At 70.7% G+C, this 18948-nt stretch carries 17 protein-coding genes; 13 read left to right on the forward strand and 4 right to left on the reverse strand.

Annotated features, from left to right (window positions below):
• Window positions 1-99 precede the first annotated feature (99 nt).
• Complete coding sequence (locus tag GB932_RS14915) at window positions 100-1134, reverse strand: LacI family DNA-binding transcriptional regulator (RefSeq protein ID WP_156761470.1); 1035 nt, start codon at window positions 1132-1134, stop codon at window positions 100-102.
• Between the two features lie 192 nt (window positions 1135-1326).
• On the opposite strand from GB932_RS14915, the gene GB932_RS14920 reads away from it, so the two are divergent.
• From GB932_RS14920 to manD, 8 genes are read left to right on the forward strand one after another with little or no spacing between them, the layout of a single operon-like run.
• Complete coding sequence (locus tag GB932_RS14920) at window positions 1327-2862, forward strand: ABC transporter substrate-binding protein (RefSeq protein ID WP_156761471.1); 1536 nt, start codon at window positions 1327-1329, stop codon at window positions 2860-2862.
• Between the two features lie 30 nt (window positions 2863-2892).
• Entirely contained in the window at window positions 2893-3834 is a 942-nt protein-coding gene (locus GB932_RS14925) for an ABC transporter permease (RefSeq protein ID WP_156761472.1), read from the forward strand.
• On the forward strand, window positions 3831-5603 hold the full coding sequence (locus tag GB932_RS14930) for a dipeptide/oligopeptide/nickel ABC transporter permease/ATP-binding protein (RefSeq protein ID WP_197517508.1): 1773 nt from the start codon (window positions 3831-3833) through the stop codon (window positions 5601-5603). The genes GB932_RS14925 and GB932_RS14930 overlap by 4 nt, the downstream gene beginning before the upstream one ends.
• Entirely contained in the window at window positions 5600-6442 is an 843-nt protein-coding gene (locus GB932_RS14935; RefSeq protein WP_156761473.1) for an ATP-binding cassette domain-containing protein, read from the forward strand. Before GB932_RS14930 ends, GB932_RS14935 begins: the two co-directional genes overlap by 4 nt.
• Window positions 6443-6450: 8 nt before the next feature.
• On the forward strand, window positions 6451-7857 hold the full coding sequence (gene uxaC / locus GB932_RS14940) for a glucuronate isomerase (RefSeq protein ID WP_156761474.1): 1407 nt from the start codon (window positions 6451-6453) through the stop codon (window positions 7855-7857).
• Complete coding sequence (locus GB932_RS14945) at window positions 7854-9113, forward strand: mannitol dehydrogenase family protein (protein WP_156761475.1); 1260 nt, start codon at window positions 7854-7856, stop codon at window positions 9111-9113. Before uxaC ends, GB932_RS14945 begins: the two co-directional genes overlap by 4 nt.
• 20 nt (window positions 9114-9133) lie before the next feature.
• Window positions 9134-10933 carry a beta-glucuronidase gene (gene uidA, locus GB932_RS14950; protein ID WP_156761476.1) on the forward strand — a complete coding sequence of 600 codons (1800 nt, stop codon included), beginning with the start codon at window positions 9134-9136 and terminating at the stop codon, window positions 10931-10933.
• Between the two features lie 3 nt (window positions 10934-10936).
• Complete coding sequence (gene manD, locus GB932_RS14955; RefSeq protein ID WP_156761477.1) at window positions 10937-12175, forward strand: D-mannonate dehydratase ManD; 1239 nt, start codon at window positions 10937-10939, stop codon at window positions 12173-12175.
• A 10-nt stretch (window positions 12176-12185) separates the two neighbouring features.
• Here the strand turns inward: manD and GB932_RS14960 are convergent, their stop codons facing one another.
• The 3 genes from GB932_RS14960 to GB932_RS14970 are packed head-to-tail and all read right to left on the reverse strand — an operon-like array spanning window position 12186 to window position 13896.
• Window positions 12186-12740 carry an NUDIX domain-containing protein gene (locus GB932_RS14960; protein WP_156761478.1) on the reverse strand — a complete coding sequence of 185 codons (555 nt, stop codon included), beginning with the start codon at window positions 12738-12740 and terminating at the stop codon, window positions 12186-12188.
• Window positions 12741-12774: 34 nt separating this feature from the next.
• A complete protein-coding gene (locus GB932_RS14965; RefSeq protein ID WP_156761479.1) occupies window positions 12775-13104 on the reverse strand; it encodes a nuclear transport factor 2 family protein in 330 nt (109 codons plus the stop codon).
• 27 nt (window positions 13105-13131) lie between these two features.
• Window positions 13132-13896, reverse strand: a complete 765-nt coding sequence (locus tag GB932_RS14970) for an SDR family oxidoreductase (RefSeq protein ID WP_156761480.1) — start codon at window positions 13894-13896, stop codon at window positions 13132-13134.
• Between the two features lie 102 nt (window positions 13897-13998).
• Here GB932_RS14970 and GB932_RS14975 point away from each other — a divergent pair, with 102 nt between their 5' ends.
• The 5 genes from GB932_RS14975 to GB932_RS14995 are packed head-to-tail and all read left to right on the forward strand — an operon-like array spanning window position 13999 to window position 18821.
• Window positions 13999-14850 carry a helix-turn-helix transcriptional regulator gene (locus GB932_RS14975; protein ID WP_156761481.1) on the forward strand — a complete coding sequence of 284 codons (852 nt, stop codon included), beginning with the start codon at window positions 13999-14001 and terminating at the stop codon, window positions 14848-14850.
• Window positions 14851-14859: 9 nt separating this feature from the next.
• On the forward strand, window positions 14860-15636 hold the full coding sequence (locus GB932_RS14980) for a TSUP family transporter (RefSeq protein ID WP_156761482.1): 777 nt from the start codon (window positions 14860-14862) through the stop codon (window positions 15634-15636).
• 32 nt (window positions 15637-15668) lie between these two features.
• Window positions 15669-16745, forward strand: a complete 1077-nt coding sequence (gene cds1 / locus GB932_RS14985; RefSeq protein ID WP_156761483.1) for an L-cysteine desulfhydrase Cds1 — start codon at window positions 15669-15671, stop codon at window positions 16743-16745.
• A complete protein-coding gene (locus tag GB932_RS14990; RefSeq protein ID WP_231916234.1) occupies window positions 16738-18297 on the forward strand; it encodes a threonine/serine exporter family protein in 1560 nt (519 codons plus the stop codon). The genes cds1 and GB932_RS14990 overlap by 8 nt, the downstream gene beginning before the upstream one ends.
• On the forward strand, window positions 18294-18821 hold the full coding sequence (locus GB932_RS14995; protein WP_156761484.1) for a hypothetical protein: 528 nt from the start codon (window positions 18294-18296) through the stop codon (window positions 18819-18821). Before GB932_RS14990 ends, GB932_RS14995 begins: the two co-directional genes overlap by 4 nt.
• Window positions 18822-18948 lie beyond the last annotated feature (127 nt).

Raw genomic sequence — 18948 nt, forward strand, 5'->3', positions numbered from 1 at the left:
ACCGTATCGGGCGGGGATGGCAGGCGGATGGGCGCTTCGAATGCCTCGGATCGCTCTATACGCGCGGTCTTGGGGCGATCTGAGGCATTCGAAGGGGCGCTATGCGCTCGCCGGCGCGCCGGTGGACTCGCGGATGACGAGCTCGGTGGCCAGGGGAGAGGGATCCGCGGCGTCGCCGGCGTCGAGCGTCGCGACGAGCCGCCGGATCGCGTCCGACCCTGCCCGGTCGAGGGGGCTGCGCACCGTCGTGAGGGCGGGCGTCGTGAGGTCTGCGCCGAAGATGTCGTCGAAGCCCATGATGCTCAGCTCCCCGGGTACGGCGACCCCCTCGGCGCGGCTGGCGCGCAGCAGGCCGATGGCCATGAGGTCGTTGTAGGCGAGCACGGCCGTCGCCCCGGACGCGCGCACGCGCCGGAGCGCCGCCTCGCCGCCCGCGACATCGGGAGACGCCGAGCCGATCTCGACGAAGGTCATACCGCGCTCGACGGCGCGTTCGAAGAGCCGCTCGCCGCGCTCGCGCGACATCCACGAGGTCGTCGGCCCCGACAGATAGGCGATCGACGTGTGGCCCAGATCCCTGAGGTGATCGATCGCCTGGGCGACGCCGCCGTCGATGTCGGGCACGATCGCGGGGAGGTCCTCGACGCGGCGGTTGACGAGCACGACGTCCTTCGTCGCGGCGATCCGGCGGATCTGCTCGTCGTCGAGGCGGGCCGCGGCCAGCACGACGCCGTCGACGGCGGGAAGCAGGCGATCGAGCGTGCCGTACTCGACCTCGCCCGACTCCTGTGACTCCGCGAACACGAGGGTGTAGCCGAGCTCGCCGCACGCCTGCTCGGCACCGCGCACGAGGCGGAAGAACACGGGGTTCGTCACGTCGGAGACGACGAGCCCGAGCATGCGCGTGCGACCAGTCGGAAGCGCACGGGCCATGGGGTTGCCGCGATAGCCGAGCTCGGCCGCCGTCTCGCGGATCCGCTTCTCGGTCTTCGCCGCGATGCGCCCCGGCTTGTTCAGGGCGCGCGAGACCGTCGACGGGCTGAGGTCGAGCGCGCGCGCGATGTCGTAGATCGTCGCGGATGGCTTCCGGTTGCCGCCCGCGCGCTGCGCGGAGCCGAACTGCTCGGTCACCATCTGCCCCCGTTGGTCGATTTCTGCTCAGCCCATCGTGGCACAGCCGAGCCGTGCCTGGTGACAGCGCGCGACAATCGGTCGCCATCGTGGCTTGACTCATGATGAAGGCTCACCTAGCATCAGTGATGGCAACCGATTGACAACTTCTCGCACCGATGCGCTGTTGCCCACCTCGAGACAAGGACATGGACGATGAAGTTCACGAAGACAGCAGTCGCCGCCACGCTGATCGTGCCTGCGCTCGCGCTCGCCTCCTGCACGGGCGGCGGGCAGGCGGAGGGATCCGCGGGGGACGACGCTTCCGGCGGCACCCTGACCATCGGGTCGATCCAGGATGTGTCGTCGTGGGCGGCGGAGGACGCCCACGTCGGCCACGGACTCGTCCCGTACCAGGCCCCGTACGACACGCTGATCCGGCGTGACGAGAACGGCGAGCTGCAGCCGATGCTCGCGACGAGCTGGGAGTACGACGACGCCCGCACGACGCTCACGCTCGAACTGCGCGATGACGTCACGTTCAGCGATGGCGCGGTGTTCGACGCCGAGGCCGTCAAGACGAACTTCGAGCACTTCCAGGAGGACGCGCTGCGGCAGGCGAGCCAGTTGGCCGCGCTCGACAGCGTCGAGGTGGTCGACGCGACGACGGTCGTGCTCCATCTCACGGCGCCCGATCCTGCGCTCGAGTTCAATCTGAGCCAGGCGGCCGGACTCATGGCGAGCCCCGATGCGGTCGGGACCGAGTCGGCCGACACCGTCCCCGTCGGGAGCGGGCCGTATGTGCTGAGCGAGAGCGAGAGCGTCGCGGGCTCTCAGGTGGTCTTCACGGCGCGTGAGGACTACTGGGCCCCCGAGCTGCAGCAGTTCGACCGCGTCGAGTTCCGGATCCTCGAGGACGTCTCGGCCCGGCTCAACGCCCTCCAGTCCGGCCAGGCCGACATCGCCGTGCTCGACGCGACGACCTTCGAGCAGGCCGAGGGCGCGGGACTCGAGATCATCGACGACTACCAGGTCGACTGGCACGGCCTCACGATCTTCGATCGCGGCGGAGAGCTGAACCCCGCCCTCGCAGATGTCCGCGTGCGTCAGGCGCTCAACTACGCCGTCGATCGGGAGGCCCTCGTCGAGCAGAACGAACGCGGCCACGGAACCGCCACGGCGCAGCCATTCGGCCCCGACAGCGGCGCCTACGTCGACGAGCTCGACGAGCGATACCCCCACGACCCCGAACGCGCACGCGAGCTCCTCGAGGAGGCCGGCTACGGCGACGGCGTCACGATCGACGTGCCGCTCATACCGGGTTGGGACTCGCTGCACGCCGCCCTCCGTCAGCAGCTGGGCGAGGCGAACATCACCCTGAACTCGGTGCCCGTGCAGTTCGCGAACATGTTCGGCGACATCTCGCAGCGCAAGTTCCAGTTCCTCTACTTCAACCTCTTCCAGAGCGAGGCGTGGGTGAACGTCCAGCAGCTGCTCGTCGAGGGAACGCTCTACAACCCCTTCGGCACGAGCGACCCCGAGCTCACGGGACTCATCGACGAGCTGCAGGCGGCCGGCGAGGACGGAGACGAGATCGCCCAGCAGGTGAACGAATACGTCGTCGAGAACGCGTGGTTCGTGCCTCTCTACCGACTGGACCAGGTCGTCGCATACGACTCGGACGCGATCGACGCCGTGAAGCAGCCGCAGCAGGCGTTCCCGTCGCTGTACAACATCGCGCCCGCCGCGTAGCCCCACGACGACAGCTGGAAAGGAGGGGGCATGCTCACCTTCATCGCGAAGCGCATCGTCTCGGGGGCGCTGCTCCTGGTCGTGATCTGCGCGCTCACCTACACACTGCTGTTCTTCTCCGGCCAGGACATCGCCCGCAACCTCGCGGGCGACCAGGCGACGGAGGCCCAGGTGGCGCAGCGGGCGCAGGAGCTGGGGCTAGACCGGCCCCTCCTCGAGCGCCTCGTCTCGTGGTCGACGGGCGCTCTCTCCGGCGACCTCGGCACCTCGTGGTTCACGGCGCAGCCGGTCGCCGCGACGGTCGCGTCGCGCCTCCCCGTGACGCTCGTGCTCGTGATCGTGTCCATCGGGCTCGTCGCGGTGGTCGCCGCGGCGATCGGCGTCGCGGCGGCTGTCCGCGGCGGCTGGGTCGACCGGCTCGTGCAGGTCGGATCCGTCGCCGGCGACATCGTGCCGAACTTCGTCCTCGCGCTCGTCCTCGTGATCCTCTTCGCGATCAGCTGGGAGATCTTCCCCGCGGTGAGCACGATCACGCCGGGCGCGCCGCCGAATGTGTGGGTGGCCTCCCTGACGCTCCCCGTCATCGCGATCGTCATCAGCGCGGTCACGGGCAGCACGCAGCAGTTCCGCAGCGCGATCCTCCTGCAGCTCGAGAAGGAGTACGTGCGCACGCTGCGCAGTCGCGGGATCGGCGAGGGGGAGATCCTCTTCGCCCACGTGCTGAAGAATGCGGCTCCCGCGGGGCTCACGGTGCTCAGCCTGCAGTTCGTGGGGATGCTCGGCGGCGCCGTCATCGTCGAGCGCATCTTCTCCATCCCGGGCATCGGCTCGACGGCGATTGCGGCGACGACGCAGGGCGATATCCCCGTGGTCATGGGCGTCGTCATCGCGACGGTCACGATCGTCGTCGTCGTCAATCTGCTGGTCGACATCGCCAACGGCTGGCTCAACCCGAAGGTGCGTGTGTCATGAGCAGCACGGAACTCGTCGTCCTGGAGTCGATGCGCGTCCGCACATCGCCTCTGCGGCGCCTCCTCACCAACCCGATGGGGCTCGTCTCGCTCGCGATCCTCGCGGTCGCGGTCGTCATCGCGGTGCTCGCCCCCGTCGTCGCGCCGTTCGATCCGAACTACGCCGCGGTCGGGAACGCGTTCGCGTCGCCCGGCGGCGAGCACCTGCTCGGCACCGACAGCGCGGGGCGCGACGTCTGGAGCCGGCTCGTCCACTCGACGCAGATCACGCTCCTCTCCGCGCTGCTCTGCGCCGCCGTCGCCATCGCGATCGGCCTGCCGAGCGGCCTCATCGCGGGCTTCTACGGCAGCATCTTCGACGGCGTCGCGAACTGGTGCGCGGGGCTCATCATGAGCCTGCCCGGCATCATCGTCCTGCTCACCGCGCGCGCCGCCTTCGGCCCGTCGGTCTGGATCACGATGATCGTGTTCGGGGTCCTCATCAGCCCCAGCTACTTCCGGCTGACGCGGACGGCGGTGCAGTCGACCCGAAACGAGCTGTACGTCGACGCCGCCCGCGTCGCGGGCCTCAGCGATGGCCGCATCATCGCGCGGCACATCCTGTCGGTCGTCCGCGCGCCGATCATCATCCAGACCGCGATCATCTGCGGCGTCGCGATCGGCATCCAGAACGGGATGGAGTTCCTCGGCATCGGTGATCCGCTCACCGCCACATGGGGCGCGATGATCAACGACGCGTACCGCAACATCTACACGGCGCCGCTCCTCATCCTGTGGCCGGCGATCGCGATCGGCCTCACGATCGGATCACTCGTGCTGCTCGGCAACGCCATCCGCGACGCGCTCGACGGCGGATCGACGGTCGAGGCGCGCCACACGCAGCGGCGCTCGCGCCGCGGATCCGCGCCCGTCGCGACCGACGCGACGCACCTCCTCGAGGTGCGCGGCCTGCAGACCGGCTACCCGCGCCCCGACGGATCCACGAATGTCGTCGTCAAGGGCGTCAGCCTCGCCGTCGACCGCGGAGAGGTCCTCGGCATCGTCGGCGAGTCCGGCTCGGGCAAGACCCAGACGGCGTTCTCGATCCTCGGCCTTCTGCCCCAGAACGCGCGCATCGTCGGCGGCGAGATCGTCTACGACGGCACCGTCACGGTCTCGGGCGACCGCGGCACGGACCAGAACGCGCTCGGCGCGCTCCGCGGCACCCGGATCGGATACATCCCGCAGGAGCCGATGTCGAACCTCGACCCTGCCTTCACGATCGGATCCCAGCTGATCCGCCCCATGGTGAAGGGGCTCGGCATCAGCGGTGCCGAGGCGCGGCGACGCGCCGTCGCCCTCCTGGATCGCGTCGGGATCCCGGATCCCGAGCGCACGATGCGGGCGTTCCCGCACGAGATCTCGGGCGGAATGGCGCAGCGCGTGCTCATCGCCGGCGCGGTCAGCTGCGATCCGGATCTGATCATCGCCGACGAGCCGACGACCGCGCTCGACGTGACGGTCCAGGCGGAGGTGTTCGAGCTGCTGCGTGAGATGCAGCGCGAACTCGGCATGGCCGTCATCGTCGTGAGCCACAACTTCGGGCTGATCGCCGATCTCGCCGACCGCGTCGTCGTGATGCGCGAGGGCAAGATCGTCGAGGAGGGCCCGGTGCGCGAGGTGCTGCGGGATCCGCAGCACCCGTACTCGCGGCACCTGCTCGCCTCCACCGTGGCCGGCCGTGAGCCGCTCACGCCCCTGCTCGCCCCGACGACGGGAGGTGCGCGATGACCGCGCTGCTCCAGATCGACGACCTCGTCGTCGAGTTCCCGGGCAAGGGCCTGTTCCGCCGGCCCTTCCGCGCCCTGCACGGCGTCTCGCTCTCCGTGGAGGCGGGAAGGACCCTCGGCCTGGTCGGGGAGTCGGGATCGGGCAAGACGACGATCGGGCGCGCAGCGCTCGGGCTCGCTCCCGTGACGAGCGGATCCATCACGTTCGATGGCCGCGACATCAGCCACGTCTCCCGGCGGGTGCGGCGGGAGATCTCCCGAGACCTGCAGGTCGTCTTCCAGGACCCGTACGGATCCCTCAATCCGGCGATGGAGATCGGCGAGATCCTCGCGGAGCCGCTGATCGCGCAGGGAGCGTCGCGTCGCGACGCGCTCTCGCGGGTCGGGGAGCTGCTCGACCGCGTGCACCTGCCGTCCGATGCCGCGGACCGCCTGCCGCGGGAGTTCTCGGGCGGACAGCGGCAGCGCGTGGCCATTGCGCGCGCCCTCGCCCTGCGCCCCAAGCTGATCGTGTGCGACGAGGCCGTCTCCGCCCTCGACCTCTCGACCCAGGCGCGCGTGCTCGACCTCCTCCTCGAGATCCAGCGCGACACCGACGTCGGGTACCTGTTCATCTCGCACGACCTCGACGTCGTGCGGCACATGAGCCACGACATCGCAGTCCTCTACCGGGGCGACATCGTCGAGACCGGCCCCGCCCGCAAGGTCGGCGACGACCCGGATCACCCGTACACGCGGCGGCTCCTGCTCGCCTCGCCCGTGATCGATCCCGACAAGCAGAAGAAGCGCCGCGAGGCGTTCCAGAAGCTCGACCCCGCCGACTTCTCGGTGACGACATGAGAGGCGCCATGGCTCCGACCGCGCTCACCCTGGACCCGGATCGGCTGCTTCCCGCGGACCCCGGCACGCGCGAGATCGCCCGCGAGCTGTTCGCGCAGGTCGAGCACCTGCCGATCGTCTCCCCACACGGGCACGTCCCGGCGGAGTGGCTCGCCGACGACGAACCGTTCGCGGATCCGACGAACCTGCTGCTCTCGCCGGACCACTACGTGACGCGCCTGCTGCACGCGTCGGGCGTCGACCTGGCCGCCGTCGGCGTCGGAGGATCGGACGTCGACGCCCGAGCAGCGTGGCGCGTGTTCTGCGAGAGGTGGCCCGTGTTCGCCGGCACCGCGTCGGCGGGATGGCTCGAGCACGTCTTCGCCGAGGTGTTCGGGATCGCCGAGGCGCCATCGGCCGGCACGGCCGATGCCCTGTTCGATGCCCTGTCGGCCGCGCTCGCCACCGACGCCTTCCGCCCGCGCGCCCTGTTCGACCGATTCCGCATCGCGGCGCTCGCCACGACCGACGATCCGCTCGACGCGCTCGACGGTCATCGACGCCTCGCAGAGGATCCGTCGTTCCACGGACGCGTGCTGCCGACCTTCCGCCCCGATCGGTATCTCGATCCCGCGGCTCCGGCGTTCACGGACGACGTCGCGCGGCTCGCCGACGCCCAGGGGCGACCGGTCGACGACTTTCGGGGGTACCTGGAGTCCCTGGCCGAGCGCCGTGCGCATTTCATCGCCCGCGGGGCCGTCTCGGCCGACCACGGGGTCCCCGACGCGTACACGACGGCGCTCGACGAGGTCGATGCCGCGTCTCTGTACCGCCGAGCGGTGCGCGGCGAGCTGTCGTCCGCCGAGGCGCGGGAGCTCCGCGGACACATGCTCGTCGAGATGGCTCGGATGAGCATCGACGACGGCCTCGTGATGACGCTGCACCCCGGCGTGCTCCGTGGCCACAACACGGCGACCCACGAGACCTTCGGGCCCGACTCCGGTCACGACATCCCCGTCGCCGCCGAGTTCACCCGCAACCTGCGCCCGCTGCTCGAGCGGTTCGGGCTCGTGAAGGACTTCCACCTCGTGCTGTTCACCATCGACGAGACGGCGTACTCGCGCGAGATCGCGCCGCTCGCGGGCTTCTACCCGTCCGTGTTCATCGGGGCGCCGTGGTGGTTCCTCGACGCCCCCGACGCGATCGGCCGATTCCGGTCGGCCGTCACCGAGACGGCGGGATTCTCCCGCGGATCCGGCTTCATCGACGACACGCGCGCCTTCCTGTCGATCCCCGCCCGCCACGACGTCGCCCGCCGCTGCGACGCCGGCTTCCTCGCGCGCTACGTCGCGGAGGGCCGCATCACGCGCGAGCGAGCGCGCGAGATCATCGTGGACATCACGGACCGACAGCCGCGGGAGGTGTTCAAGCTGTGACCGGGCTCACCCGCGCCGCTGCAGGGCTCGGAGCCGCTCCTCCCGTGCGCATCGCGCACCTCGGGCTCGGCGCGTTCCACCGCTCGCACCAGGCCTGGTACACGGCCCGCACCGCGCCCGAATGGGGCATCGCGGCCTTCACCGGCCGCGGCCCCGCGGCGGCGATCCCGCTGCAGGAGCAGGACGGCCTGTTCACGCTCGTCGAGCGGGGGCCGGCCGCCGACGCGGCCGAGATCGTCGGATCCCTCGCCCGGGCGCACGACGGCCGCGACGTCGCCGCGCTGTCGGCCGTCGTCGCGTCGCCCGCGACCGCGCTCGTGACGCTCACGATCACGGAGGCCGGATACGCGCCCGCCGAAGACGCCCTCGCGGCGGACCGCCGCGCGCTCGCGGTCGCCGATCCCGGCCCGCCGCGCACGGCGCTCGGCCGGCTCGCCCTCGCCCTCGAGGCACGCCGCCGCGCCGACGCGGGGCCGATCGCCGTCGTGCCGTGCGACAACCTCCCGGGCAACGGCCGGATCCTGCGCGATGCGCTCCTCGCGACCGCCGCCGAGGCGCCGCGCCTCGCCGAGTACATCGAGGCATCCGTGTCCGCCGTGTCGACCTCGGTCGACCGCATCACCCCGGCCGTCACGGACGAGGATCGCGCGGCCGCGGCCCGACTGACGGGGTTCGAGGATCGCGCCCCGGTCGTCGCCGAGCCGTTCCATGACTGGACGCTCGCGGGAGGCTTCCCGGCGGGACGGCCAGAATGGGAGGGAGCGGGCGCGCGCATCGTCGACGACATCGCCCCCTACGAGCACCGCAAGCTGTGGCTGCTGAACGGCGCGCACACGATCCTCGCGTCGGCCGGTCCGCGCCGCGGCCACGCGTCGGTCGCGGCAGCGATGGGCGACGACGCGGTGCGCGGCCTCGTCGAGGCCTTCTGGGACGAGGCCGAGAGGCATCTGCCCGCGGAGCTCGACGCCCCCGCCTACCGCGAGGCGCTCGCCGCGCGCTTCCTCAACCCCCGCATCGAGCACCGCCTCGCGCAGATCGCCCGGGATTCCGAGATCAAGGTCCGCGCGCGGATCCTGCCCGTGCTGCGACGCGAGCGGGAGGCCGGGCGCGACGCGGCCGGCTGCCTCGCGGCGCTCGCCGCATGGGCCGACGGCACGGAACGCGAGACCGAACCGCTGCTCGCGGACCTCGCCGCGGACCTCGCGCCGCTCGCCGCCGACGTGGACGCGCTCCGCATACGCATCAGACAGAACTGACGAACGAGAGAAGAGGATCCATGCTCACGCCCCAGGAATCCGAGACCCGCGACCAGAGGCTCCTCGACGGGATCTGGCGCTTCCGCACGAGCACCGACCCCGCCGAGCGCCCGTGGGAGTCGCCGCTCGCGGATGCCCGCGACATCGCCGTGCCCGGCAGCTACAACGATCAGTTCGCCGACGACGCGATCCGCATGCACGTCGGGTGGGTCTGGTATCAGCGCGAGGTGCGGATCCCCGCCGGGTGGGACGGTCAGCGGATCCTCGTGCGCATCGACTCCGCGACGCACGAGGGACGCGTGTATGTGGACGACGCGCTCGTCGCCGAACACGTCGGCGGGTACATGCCGTTCGAGGCGGACATCACGGATCTGGTCTCCCCGGGCCGGAACGTCCGGCTCACGATCGGCGTGAACAATCTGCTGACGAACGAGACCATCCCGCCGGGGCGCGTCGAGACCGATGCGCTGGGCGCGACGCGCAACCTCGGCCGCTTCGACTTCTTCAACTACGCCGGGCTGCACCGGCACGTGCGTCTCGTCGCGACGCCCCGCGAGCGGATCACCGACATCGCCGTCGCGACGCTCGCCGCGCAGCCCGAGGAGGCGACGATCTCGTATCGCGTCGACGCGGACGGTCCGGTGCGGGTCGCGGTCGTCGACGCCGATGGATCCGATGTCGCGACGGCGGATGGCGCGTCCGGCGAGATCGGGATCCCGTCGCCGCGCCTCTGGAATCCGGGTGCCGGCGAGCTGTACGAGCTGCGCGTCGAACTGCTCGACGGCGACCGCGTCGCCGACGTCTATCGGCAGACGTTCGGCATCCGCACGATCGAGGTCCGCGGATCCGAGTTCCTCATCAACGGGCAGGCCTTCTATTTCCGCGGCTTCGGCAAGCACGAGGACAGCAATGTGCGCGGGCGCGGGCACGACGATGTCCTCCTCGTGCACGACTTCGCGCTGCTCGATTGGTCGCACGCGAACTCGTTCCGCACCTCCCACTATCCGTATGCGGAGGAGGTGCTCGATCACGCCGATCGCAACGGCATCGTCGTGATCGACGAGACGGCGGCCGTCGGCCTGAACCTCGCGATCGGCGGCGGTGTGCACGGCCTCGCCGAGCAGGCGGCGTTCAGCGAGGCGATGTTCAACGATCGCACGCAGGCGGCGCACGCGCAGGGGATCCGCGAGCTCATCGCCCGCGACCGGAACCATCCGTCGGTCGTGCTGTGGTCGATCGCGAACGAGCCCGAGGCGGTCGAGCCCGCCGCGCGCGACTACTTCGCGCCGCTCGCGCGCCTCGCACGGGAGATGGATCCGACCCGTCCCGTCTGCTACGTCGGCGAGGGCCGCGCGAGCTTCGACACCGACGCGATCGTCGATCTGTTCGACGTCGTCTGCCTCAACCGCTACTACGGCTGGTACGTCGACAACGCGAACATCGCCTCGGCGGAGGTGCGCCTCGAGAAGGAGCTGCGCGGCTGGGCCGACACCCACGGCAAGCCCATCATCATCACGGAGTACGGCGCCGACACGATGGCGGGCCTGCACTCGGTGTTCGAGCAGTCGTGGTCGGAGGAGTACCAGGCCGCGCTGCTCGACATGTACCACCGCGTCTTCGATCGCATCGACGCCGTCGTGGGCGAGCAGGTGTGGAACTTCGCCGACTTCCAGACCTCGCCGGGCATCATCCGCGTCGACGGCAACAAGAAGGGCGTCTTCACGCGCGACCGCCGGCCGAAGCAGGCCGCGCACCTGCTGCGCGCGCGGTGGGCGACGGCCGACGGCCCGTTCGGCGCCCCGAACCAGAAGGAGAGCTGAACCATGTTCGTCGACAGGGCCGAGGTCATCGTCACGAGCCCGGACAGGAACTTCGTGACGCTGAAGATCACGACGTCCGACGGCGTCACGGGGCTCGGCGACGCGACCCTCAACGGGCGTGAGCTCGCCGTCGTCGCGTACCTCACCGAGCACGTCGTGCCGCTGCTGATCGGGCGCGACCCGTCGCGGATCGAGGACGCCTGGCAGTTCCTCTACCGCGGTGCATACTGGCGCCGCGGCCCCGTGACCATGGCATCGATCGCCGCCGTCGACATGGCGCTGTGGGACATCAAGGGCAAGGTCGCCGGGATGCCCGTGCACGAGCTGCTCGGCGGCGCGTCGCGCGAAGGGCTGCTCGCCTACGGGCACGCGTCGGGCAAGGAGCTGCCCGAGCTGTTCGACTCGGTGCGCGAGCACCTCGACGAGGGGTACCGGGCGATCCGGATCCAGTCGGGGATCCCCGGGCTGAAGGCGATCTACGGGATCGCCTCGCAATCGGCCGATACGGGTGGGGGAGACGCCAGATACGACCACGAGCCCGCCCGCCGCGGCGCGCTGCCGGTGCAGGAGGACTGGGACACGCGCGCCTACCTGCGGCACCTGCCCGGGGTGTTCGAGGCGGTGCGGAACGAGTTCGGTCCCGAGATCCCGCTGCTGCACGACGGCCACCACCGGATGACGCCGATCCAGGCCGCGAAGCTCGGGAGGTCGCTCGAGCCGTATGACCTGTTCTGGCTGGAGGACTGCACGCCGGCCGAGAACCAGGAGGCGCTGCGCCTGGTGCGCCAGCACACGACGACGCCGCTGGCGATCGGCGAGATCTTCAACACGGTGTGGGACTTCCAGGACCTGATCCGCGAGCAGCTCATCGACTACGTGCGCGGCGCCGTCACGCACATGGGCGGCATCACGCCGCTGAAGAAGACGATGGACTACGCGGCGATGTACCAGATCCGGTCGGGATTCCACGGGCCCACCGACATCTCCCCGGTCGGGATGGCGGCGCAGGCGCACCTGGGCCTCGCGATCCACAACTTCGGGATCCAGGAGTACATGCAGCACGGCGCGAAGACGAACGAGGTGTTCCAGCAGTCGTACACGTGGGAGAACGGGCTGCTGCACCCGGGCACGAAGCCGGGCCTCGGCGTCGAGCTCGACGTGGACGAGGCGGGGAAGTACCCGTACGAGCGGGCGTACCTGCCGTACAACCGCCTCGCCGACGGCACCGTCCACGACTGGTAGGCCGCCGCCTCTATGCCGGATCCGGCGCGAGCACCCGCAGCCGCACGGCGGCCATCGCGAAGGCCGCGATCGACTCGCCGTCGGTGATCTCGCCCGTCGTCGTCATCCGCAGCGCGTCGTCGAGCGGCACCCAGCGCGACGACGTGATGCCCTCTTCGGCGCGGTGCGCGGTCGCGTCGCCGGCCTCGCGGAGGTCGCGGGCGATGAAGACGACCTCCGGGGCGACGCAGATCCCGTTGAGCGCGTTCATGCGCCCGGCCTCGATCCACTCGCCCGCCTCGAGGCCCGCCTCCTCGAGCAGCTCGCGCCGCGCGGCGATCTCGGGGTCCTCGCCATCGGATCCGCCCGCGACGACCTCCCACGAGGGCCCGACCGTGTAGCGGTCGACCTCGACGAGCAGCACGCGGTCGTCGGCGTCGAGGGCGACGACGAACACGGCGGGATGCCGCAGCTCGACGACGCCGTAGATGCCGTCGGATCCATCGGGCCGTGCGACCGCGTCCTCCCGCACGCGGATCCAGGGGTTCTCGTATGCGGTGCGGGTGCTCTTCGTCGACCAGGTCACGGATCCATTGTCTCGGGATCCGCGCCCCGCGCCGTCAGCCTTCGCGGATCGTCATGCTCGCGAGCCGGTTGCCCGCGACGCGGAAGGTGAAGAGCGAGCGCCCGTTGGCGTGGGTGGAGCGCCAGTCGCCGACGACGGTGATCTCGTCCCCCTCCTGCGTCGCCTCCTCGGGGGTGAGCACGCCGGTGGCGCCGATGAACTCGCCGTCGCTCCACCCCTTGATGGCGTCGCGGCCGGTGAACACGCGGCCCCAGTCGTCGACGAAGCCGTCGGGCGCGAAGGCGTCGAGGAAGCCCTGCTCGTCGTGGGCGTTCACGGTCGCGATGAAGCTCGCGACGGGCTCCGGAACGGTGATGTCGGTCATGCGAACCTCCTGATCAGCCCGGCCCGGTCAGGACCGGTGCGGATCCAGCCTATTGAGGCGATCGACGACCTGGGCGTACTCGCCGCGCTGCTCCGCGAACCGCAGGGGCTTCACCTTCTCGACGAGGACCTCGGCCGCGTCGGGCTGTGCCTGGAGGAGCGCGACGACCTCGGCGACGAAGTCGGCGAGCGGCATCGCGATCGGGCTCTCCTTCTGCCCCGGCATCAGGTTGGTCGCGACGGCCGGCGGGGCGATCTCGGTGACGCCGACGCTCGTGCCGGCGAGCTGCAGTCGGATCGACTCGCTGAGCATGTGGATCGCGGCCTTCGTCGCGTTGTAGGTGGGCGTCGCCGCGAGCGGCACCGACGCGAGGCCGGACGACACGGTGAGGATCGTCGCGTCGGGCCTGGTCCGCAGGTGGGTGACGAACGCGGCGATGAGGCGGATCGGACCGAGCAGGTTCGTCTCGACGATGCGCTCCGCAGTCGCGAGGAACGCGGCGGGATCCGTCCAGTCCTCCGCCTGCATGATGCCGGCCATCGGCACGAGCACGTTCACGTCGGGGTGCTCGGCGATCACTCGGCGACTCACATCGGCGATGTCGTCGGGATCGGCCGTGTCGATCCGATAGCCGTGGATCCCCGGGTGCGCGGCGGTGATCTCGTCGAGCAGCTCGGTGCGGCGCCCGCCGACGATGACGACGTTGCCGCGCTCGTGCAGAGCGACGGCGAGGGCACGGCCGATGCCGCTCGTTGCGCCCGGGATGAAGATGGTGTTTCCTGTGATGTCCATGGCCACGAGTCTGTGCGGGACGGGGCGACCGTTCCAGAGAGCGATCATCCAGGGATCCGCGATCCCTGGCACGGGCGGCGGAACCGGCTCCATACTGACGAGATGGATCGTGATGCGCTGTCGGACTTCCTCATGCGCCATCGCGGCGCGCTGCGCCCCGCCGATGTGGGGCTGTCGGAGGGCGCGCGGCGGCGCACGTCCGGCCTGCGCCGCGAGGAGGTCGCGTCGCTCGCGTCGATGTCGACCGATTACTACGCGCGCCTCGAGCAGCGGCGCGGCCCGCAGCCGAGCACGCAGATGCTCGCGTCGCTCGCCCGCGCCCTGAGGCTCACGCTCGATGAGCGCGACTACCTGTTCCGTGTCGCCGGGCACAGCGCGCCCGCCCGCGCCTCCGATTCGGGGCATGTCGCGCCCGCGCTCCTGCGCGTGCTCGATCGCCTCGCCGACACGCCCGCCATGATCCTCAGCGCCCTCGACGAGGTGCTCGTGCAGAACGATGCGGCGCGTGCGCTGTTCGGCGACGCGTCGGGGCTCACGGGCTTCGCGCGCAGCGGCATCCACCGCTGGTTCGTCGACCCCGACCGTGAGCGGGCGCTGTATCCGCTCGAGGATCACGAGCGGCACGGGCGCTCGCGGGTCGCGGCGCTGCGTGCCGCGTACGGCACGATGGGCGCCGAATCGCGGGCCGGCGAGCTCGTGCGCGAGCTCTCGCGGCGGAGCGAGGAGTTCGCGGCGATGTGGGAGGCGCACGAGGTGAGCACCCGATTCGAGGACCGCAAGACCTTCGTGCACCCCGCGGTCGGGCGCATCGAGGTCGACTGCCAGGCCCTGCTGACGGAGGATCAGACGCAGGCGCTGCTCGTCATCACGGCGGATCCGCGCAGCGCGGACGCCGAGAAGCTCGCCCTGCTGACGGTGCTCGGCACGCAGGACCTGGCCCCGAGCGAGTCGTAGACTCGCCGGGTGCCCGATATCGACCTGCTGACGATCGCCCTGCTGATCGTCGCGGGGCTCGTCGCCGGCTGGGTCGATGCCGTCGTCGGGGGCGGCGGGCTCGTGCAGCTGCCCGCGATGATGCTCGTACCGGGCATCGCGCCGCTGCAGGCGCTCGCGACGAACAAGGTCGCGAGCATCATGGGCACGTCGGTCGCCGCCGTCACGTTCGCGCGGCGGGTGAGGCCGGATCCACGCACCGCGATCCCGCTCGCCGTGATGGCGCTGCTCGGGGCGATCGTCGGCGCCATGATCGCGACATTCATTCCAGAAGAGGCATTCACCCCGATCATCCTCGTGGTGCTCATCGCCGTCGGGGCATTCACCGTGCTGAAGCCGAAGATGGGCGTGCACGCGAATCGGCGCTGGCACGGGGCGAGGCACGTCATCGCGGCGGCGCTCATCGGGCTCGCGGTCGGCACATACGACGGCGCGCTCGGCCCGGGCACGGGATCCTTCTTCGTGATCCTCCTCGTCAGCGTGCTCGGCTACGCCTTCATGCCCGCATCGGCGCTCGGCAAGATCGCGAACTTCTGCACGAACCTCGGCGCCCTCATCTTCTTCGTCCCCGCCGGACACGTGCTCTGGGGCCTCGGCCTCGCGGTCGGCGCGGCGAACCTCGTCGGCGGCTACATCGGCGCGCGGATGGCCGTGTCGAAGGGCAGCCGCTTCGTGCGGATCGTGTTCATCGTCGTCGTCGCCGTCCTCATCCTGAAACTCGCCTACGACCTCGTGATGGGGTCCTGATTCCGCGGCCGGCCGCAACTACGCTCGGACACATGACGGAACGACGTGCCTGGGTGAACGACGCGATCCGGCTGCTCGAGGCCGACGCGAATCGCAGCGCCGACACCCACCTGCACGTGTTCCCGCTGCCGCCCGAGTGGGGCATCGACCTGTACCTCAAGGACGAGTCGGTGCATCCGACGGGCTCGCTCAAGCACCGCCTCGCGCGCTCCCTCATCCTCTACGGCCTCGTGAACGGCCGCATCGGCCCGGACACCGTCCTCGTCGAGGCGTCGAGCGGATCCACGGCCGTCAGCGAGGCGTACTTCGCGCGCATGCTGGGGCTCGAGTTCGTGACGGTCGTGCCCCGCTCGACGAGCCCCGAGAAGATCGACCTCATCGAGTTCCACGGCGGGCGCTGCCACTTCGTCGACAGCCCGCCGGAGATCTACTCGGAGGCCGAGCGGCTCGCGTCCGAGTGCAATGGGCACTACCTCGACCAGTTCACATACGCCGAACGGGCGACCGACTGGCGCAGCAACAACAACATCGCCGAGAGCGTGTTCGAGCAGCTGTCGGAGGAGCGCTGCCCGATCCCGCGATGGATCGTCGTGAGCGCCGGCACCGGCGGCACGAGCGCGACGTTCGGCCGGTATGTGCGCTATCGCCGCCATCCGACCGAGGTGTGCGTCGTCGACCCCGAGAACTCGGCCTTCTACGGCGGCTGGGAGACCGGATCCGCAGACTTTGCCACGGGCATGCCGAGCCGCATCGAGGGCATCGGCCGGCCCCGGATGGAGCCGTCGTTCATCCCGAGCGTCGTCGACGAGATGATCCGTATTCCCGATGCGGAATCCATCGCCGCGATCCGTCTGCTGCGCGAGCGCACCCTGCACTGGGCGGGCGGATCCACGGGCACGAACCTCGCGGGGGCCTTCCGGATCATCGCGCGCATGCGCGCGGCGGGCGAGACGGGATCCGTCGTCACGCTCATCTGCGATGGCGGCGCCCGGTACGCCCACACGTACTACGACGACGGGTGGGTCGCCGAGCAGGGCATGGATCTCGCGCCGCATCGCGCGCGCATGGATCGGTTCCTGGCCACGGGGGAGTGGCGCGAGGATGCCTGAGGGCAAGCGGCACCGCAGCATGCTCGCCGGCGTCCGGCGGGCGCTCTGGAGCGATCCCGCCAAGCGCCGCATGACCGAGCAGATCCCGATCATCGACGAGCGGATGGCGCAGAGCATCATCGACCTCGCGATGCGGGTCGCCGAGGTGATGCTGTCGATCGGCGCCAGCGCGAAGGAGGTCACCCTCGCGGCGCTGCGCATCACCACGGCCTATGGCCTGCGCAGCGTGCACGTGAACGTCACCTTCAACTCGGTGATCCTGTCGGATCATCGAAACGGCGCGGGGGATCCGATCACGCTGATGCAGGTCGTGCGCTCGGCCGCGCCGGATCACGCGAAGCTGCAGCGCCTGCAGGCGCTCGTCAACGAGATCGAGAGCGGCATGCCGCTCGATGACGCGATCGCCCAGTTCCACACGGTGCGCCGGACGCCGTTCATGTATCGGACCGGTGTGACCGTGGTCGTGCAGGCGCTGCTGGGCGTCGCGGTCGCCCTCATGTACGGCGCCGGCCCGTTCACGCTGCTGCTCGCCTTCGTCACGGTGCTCGCCATCGCGCTCGCGCAGCTCGGCCTCGCGCACCTGCGCGTTCCCCTGTTCTTCACGCAGGCCGCGGGCGGGATCGTGCTCGTCGCGTGCGCGGTCGGCGCGTTCGCGCTGTCCGAGGCGGGGGTGGGGCCGTTCGTCGACGTGCGGCCCTCCGTCCTCGTGTCGTCGGGCATCGTGATGATGCTCGCAGGCCTCGCCGTCGTCGGCGCCGCGCAGGATGCGATCGACGGGTTCTCGCTCACGGCGGGCGGCCGGATCCTCGACATCGCGGTGATGACGATGGGGCTCGTCGTCGGCATCCTCGTCGGGCTCGAGGCGGCGCACCAGCTCGGCTTCGGCCTGCAGATGCCCGAGCAGGTGCTCGACTTCGGCACGTCCTTCGGCCACCTCGCGGGCGCCGTGCTCATCTCGGCGGCCGTCGCCGTGCTCAACGGGGCGGGGATCCGCATCATCCTCGTCAGCGCCGTCCTGGGGGCGGCCGCGTGGGCGGGGTGGTACGTGCTCACCGCGATCACGGGGATGCCCTCCGCGGGCGCCGTCTTCGGCGGCGCGCTCCTCGCGAGCTTCATCGGATCCGTCGTCGCCGACCGGCTGTCGGTCCCGTCGATCGCGGTCACGACGGCCGCGATGATCCCGTGGGTGCCGGGCACCAGCGTGTTCCTCGGTCTGCTCGGCTTCGTCAGCGCGGACGCCGATCAGGCGCAGTTCATGAGCGCGTTCGACTCGCTCTTCACCGCCGCGATGACGGGCATCGCGCTCGCCTCGGGCGCCACCCTCGGCATCATGATCGGCAGCCCGCTCCGGGTGCGGATCGGCGGCCGCACGGTGCTGATGCGCTCGAAGGCGCGGCCCGTGTCGGCGGCGGGCGGCACGGCGGCGTTCGAGGTCGTGCGGACGGAGCCCGTCGAGGCGCCGGAGCTCGACGTCGAGCACGAGCCGCCCGTGGCCGAGACAGACGACCCCCACCCGATCACCCGGCCCTACGATCCGAAGGCGGACACATGACGGAGAGCGTGACCCGGCAGCCCGAGACCTTCGCGTTCATGCATCGCGAGAACTTCTGGGGGAAGCCCAGCGGCGGCGGCATGAACCGATGGGACTATCGCGGCTACCGGTGGGAGATGCTGCGGCCAGCCGAAGGCGAACCCCCGATCGATGTGACCGTGTCGTGCACGGAGTGCGACACCGTCGCTGATGTGCGGATCCTGCCGCCGAGCGGTCTGCGACGCCAGCGCGCGATCATGGCGGGTCTCTCCCTCCTCGGTGTGCTGATCCTGCTCGTGGGCCTCGTGATGGCGGGCGTCGCGATCCCGATCGCGGATGACTCCGCGCTCCCCGACGCCGAGCGCGACGACGCCACGGCCGTCGCCATCGGCGGCGTGATCATGGTGATGGTGGGCCTGACGGTCGCGTGGGCCTTCTTCCTGAAGCGCGAGTCGCAGATCGGCGTGACGGGCGGAGGCGCCGGAGCCGCGGGCTTCGCGAAGCATGTCGTGACGCGGGTCGCCGACACCCCGCCGCAGGGATGAGGGAGCGTCCCGAGCTCTACGCCCCGAGGCAGGCGAGCGGCACGACGTGGATCCCATCGGCGCGCGTGTAGGCGTATCGGCCTCCCGTGACGATGGTGCGGTAATGCGGTAATGCGGCTGATCTGCG

The sequence above is a fragment of the Microbacterium karelineae genome (assembly GCF_009745985.1).
GTDB classification, from domain to species: domain Bacteria; phylum Actinomycetota; class Actinomycetes; order Actinomycetales; family Microbacteriaceae; genus Microbacterium; species Microbacterium karelineae.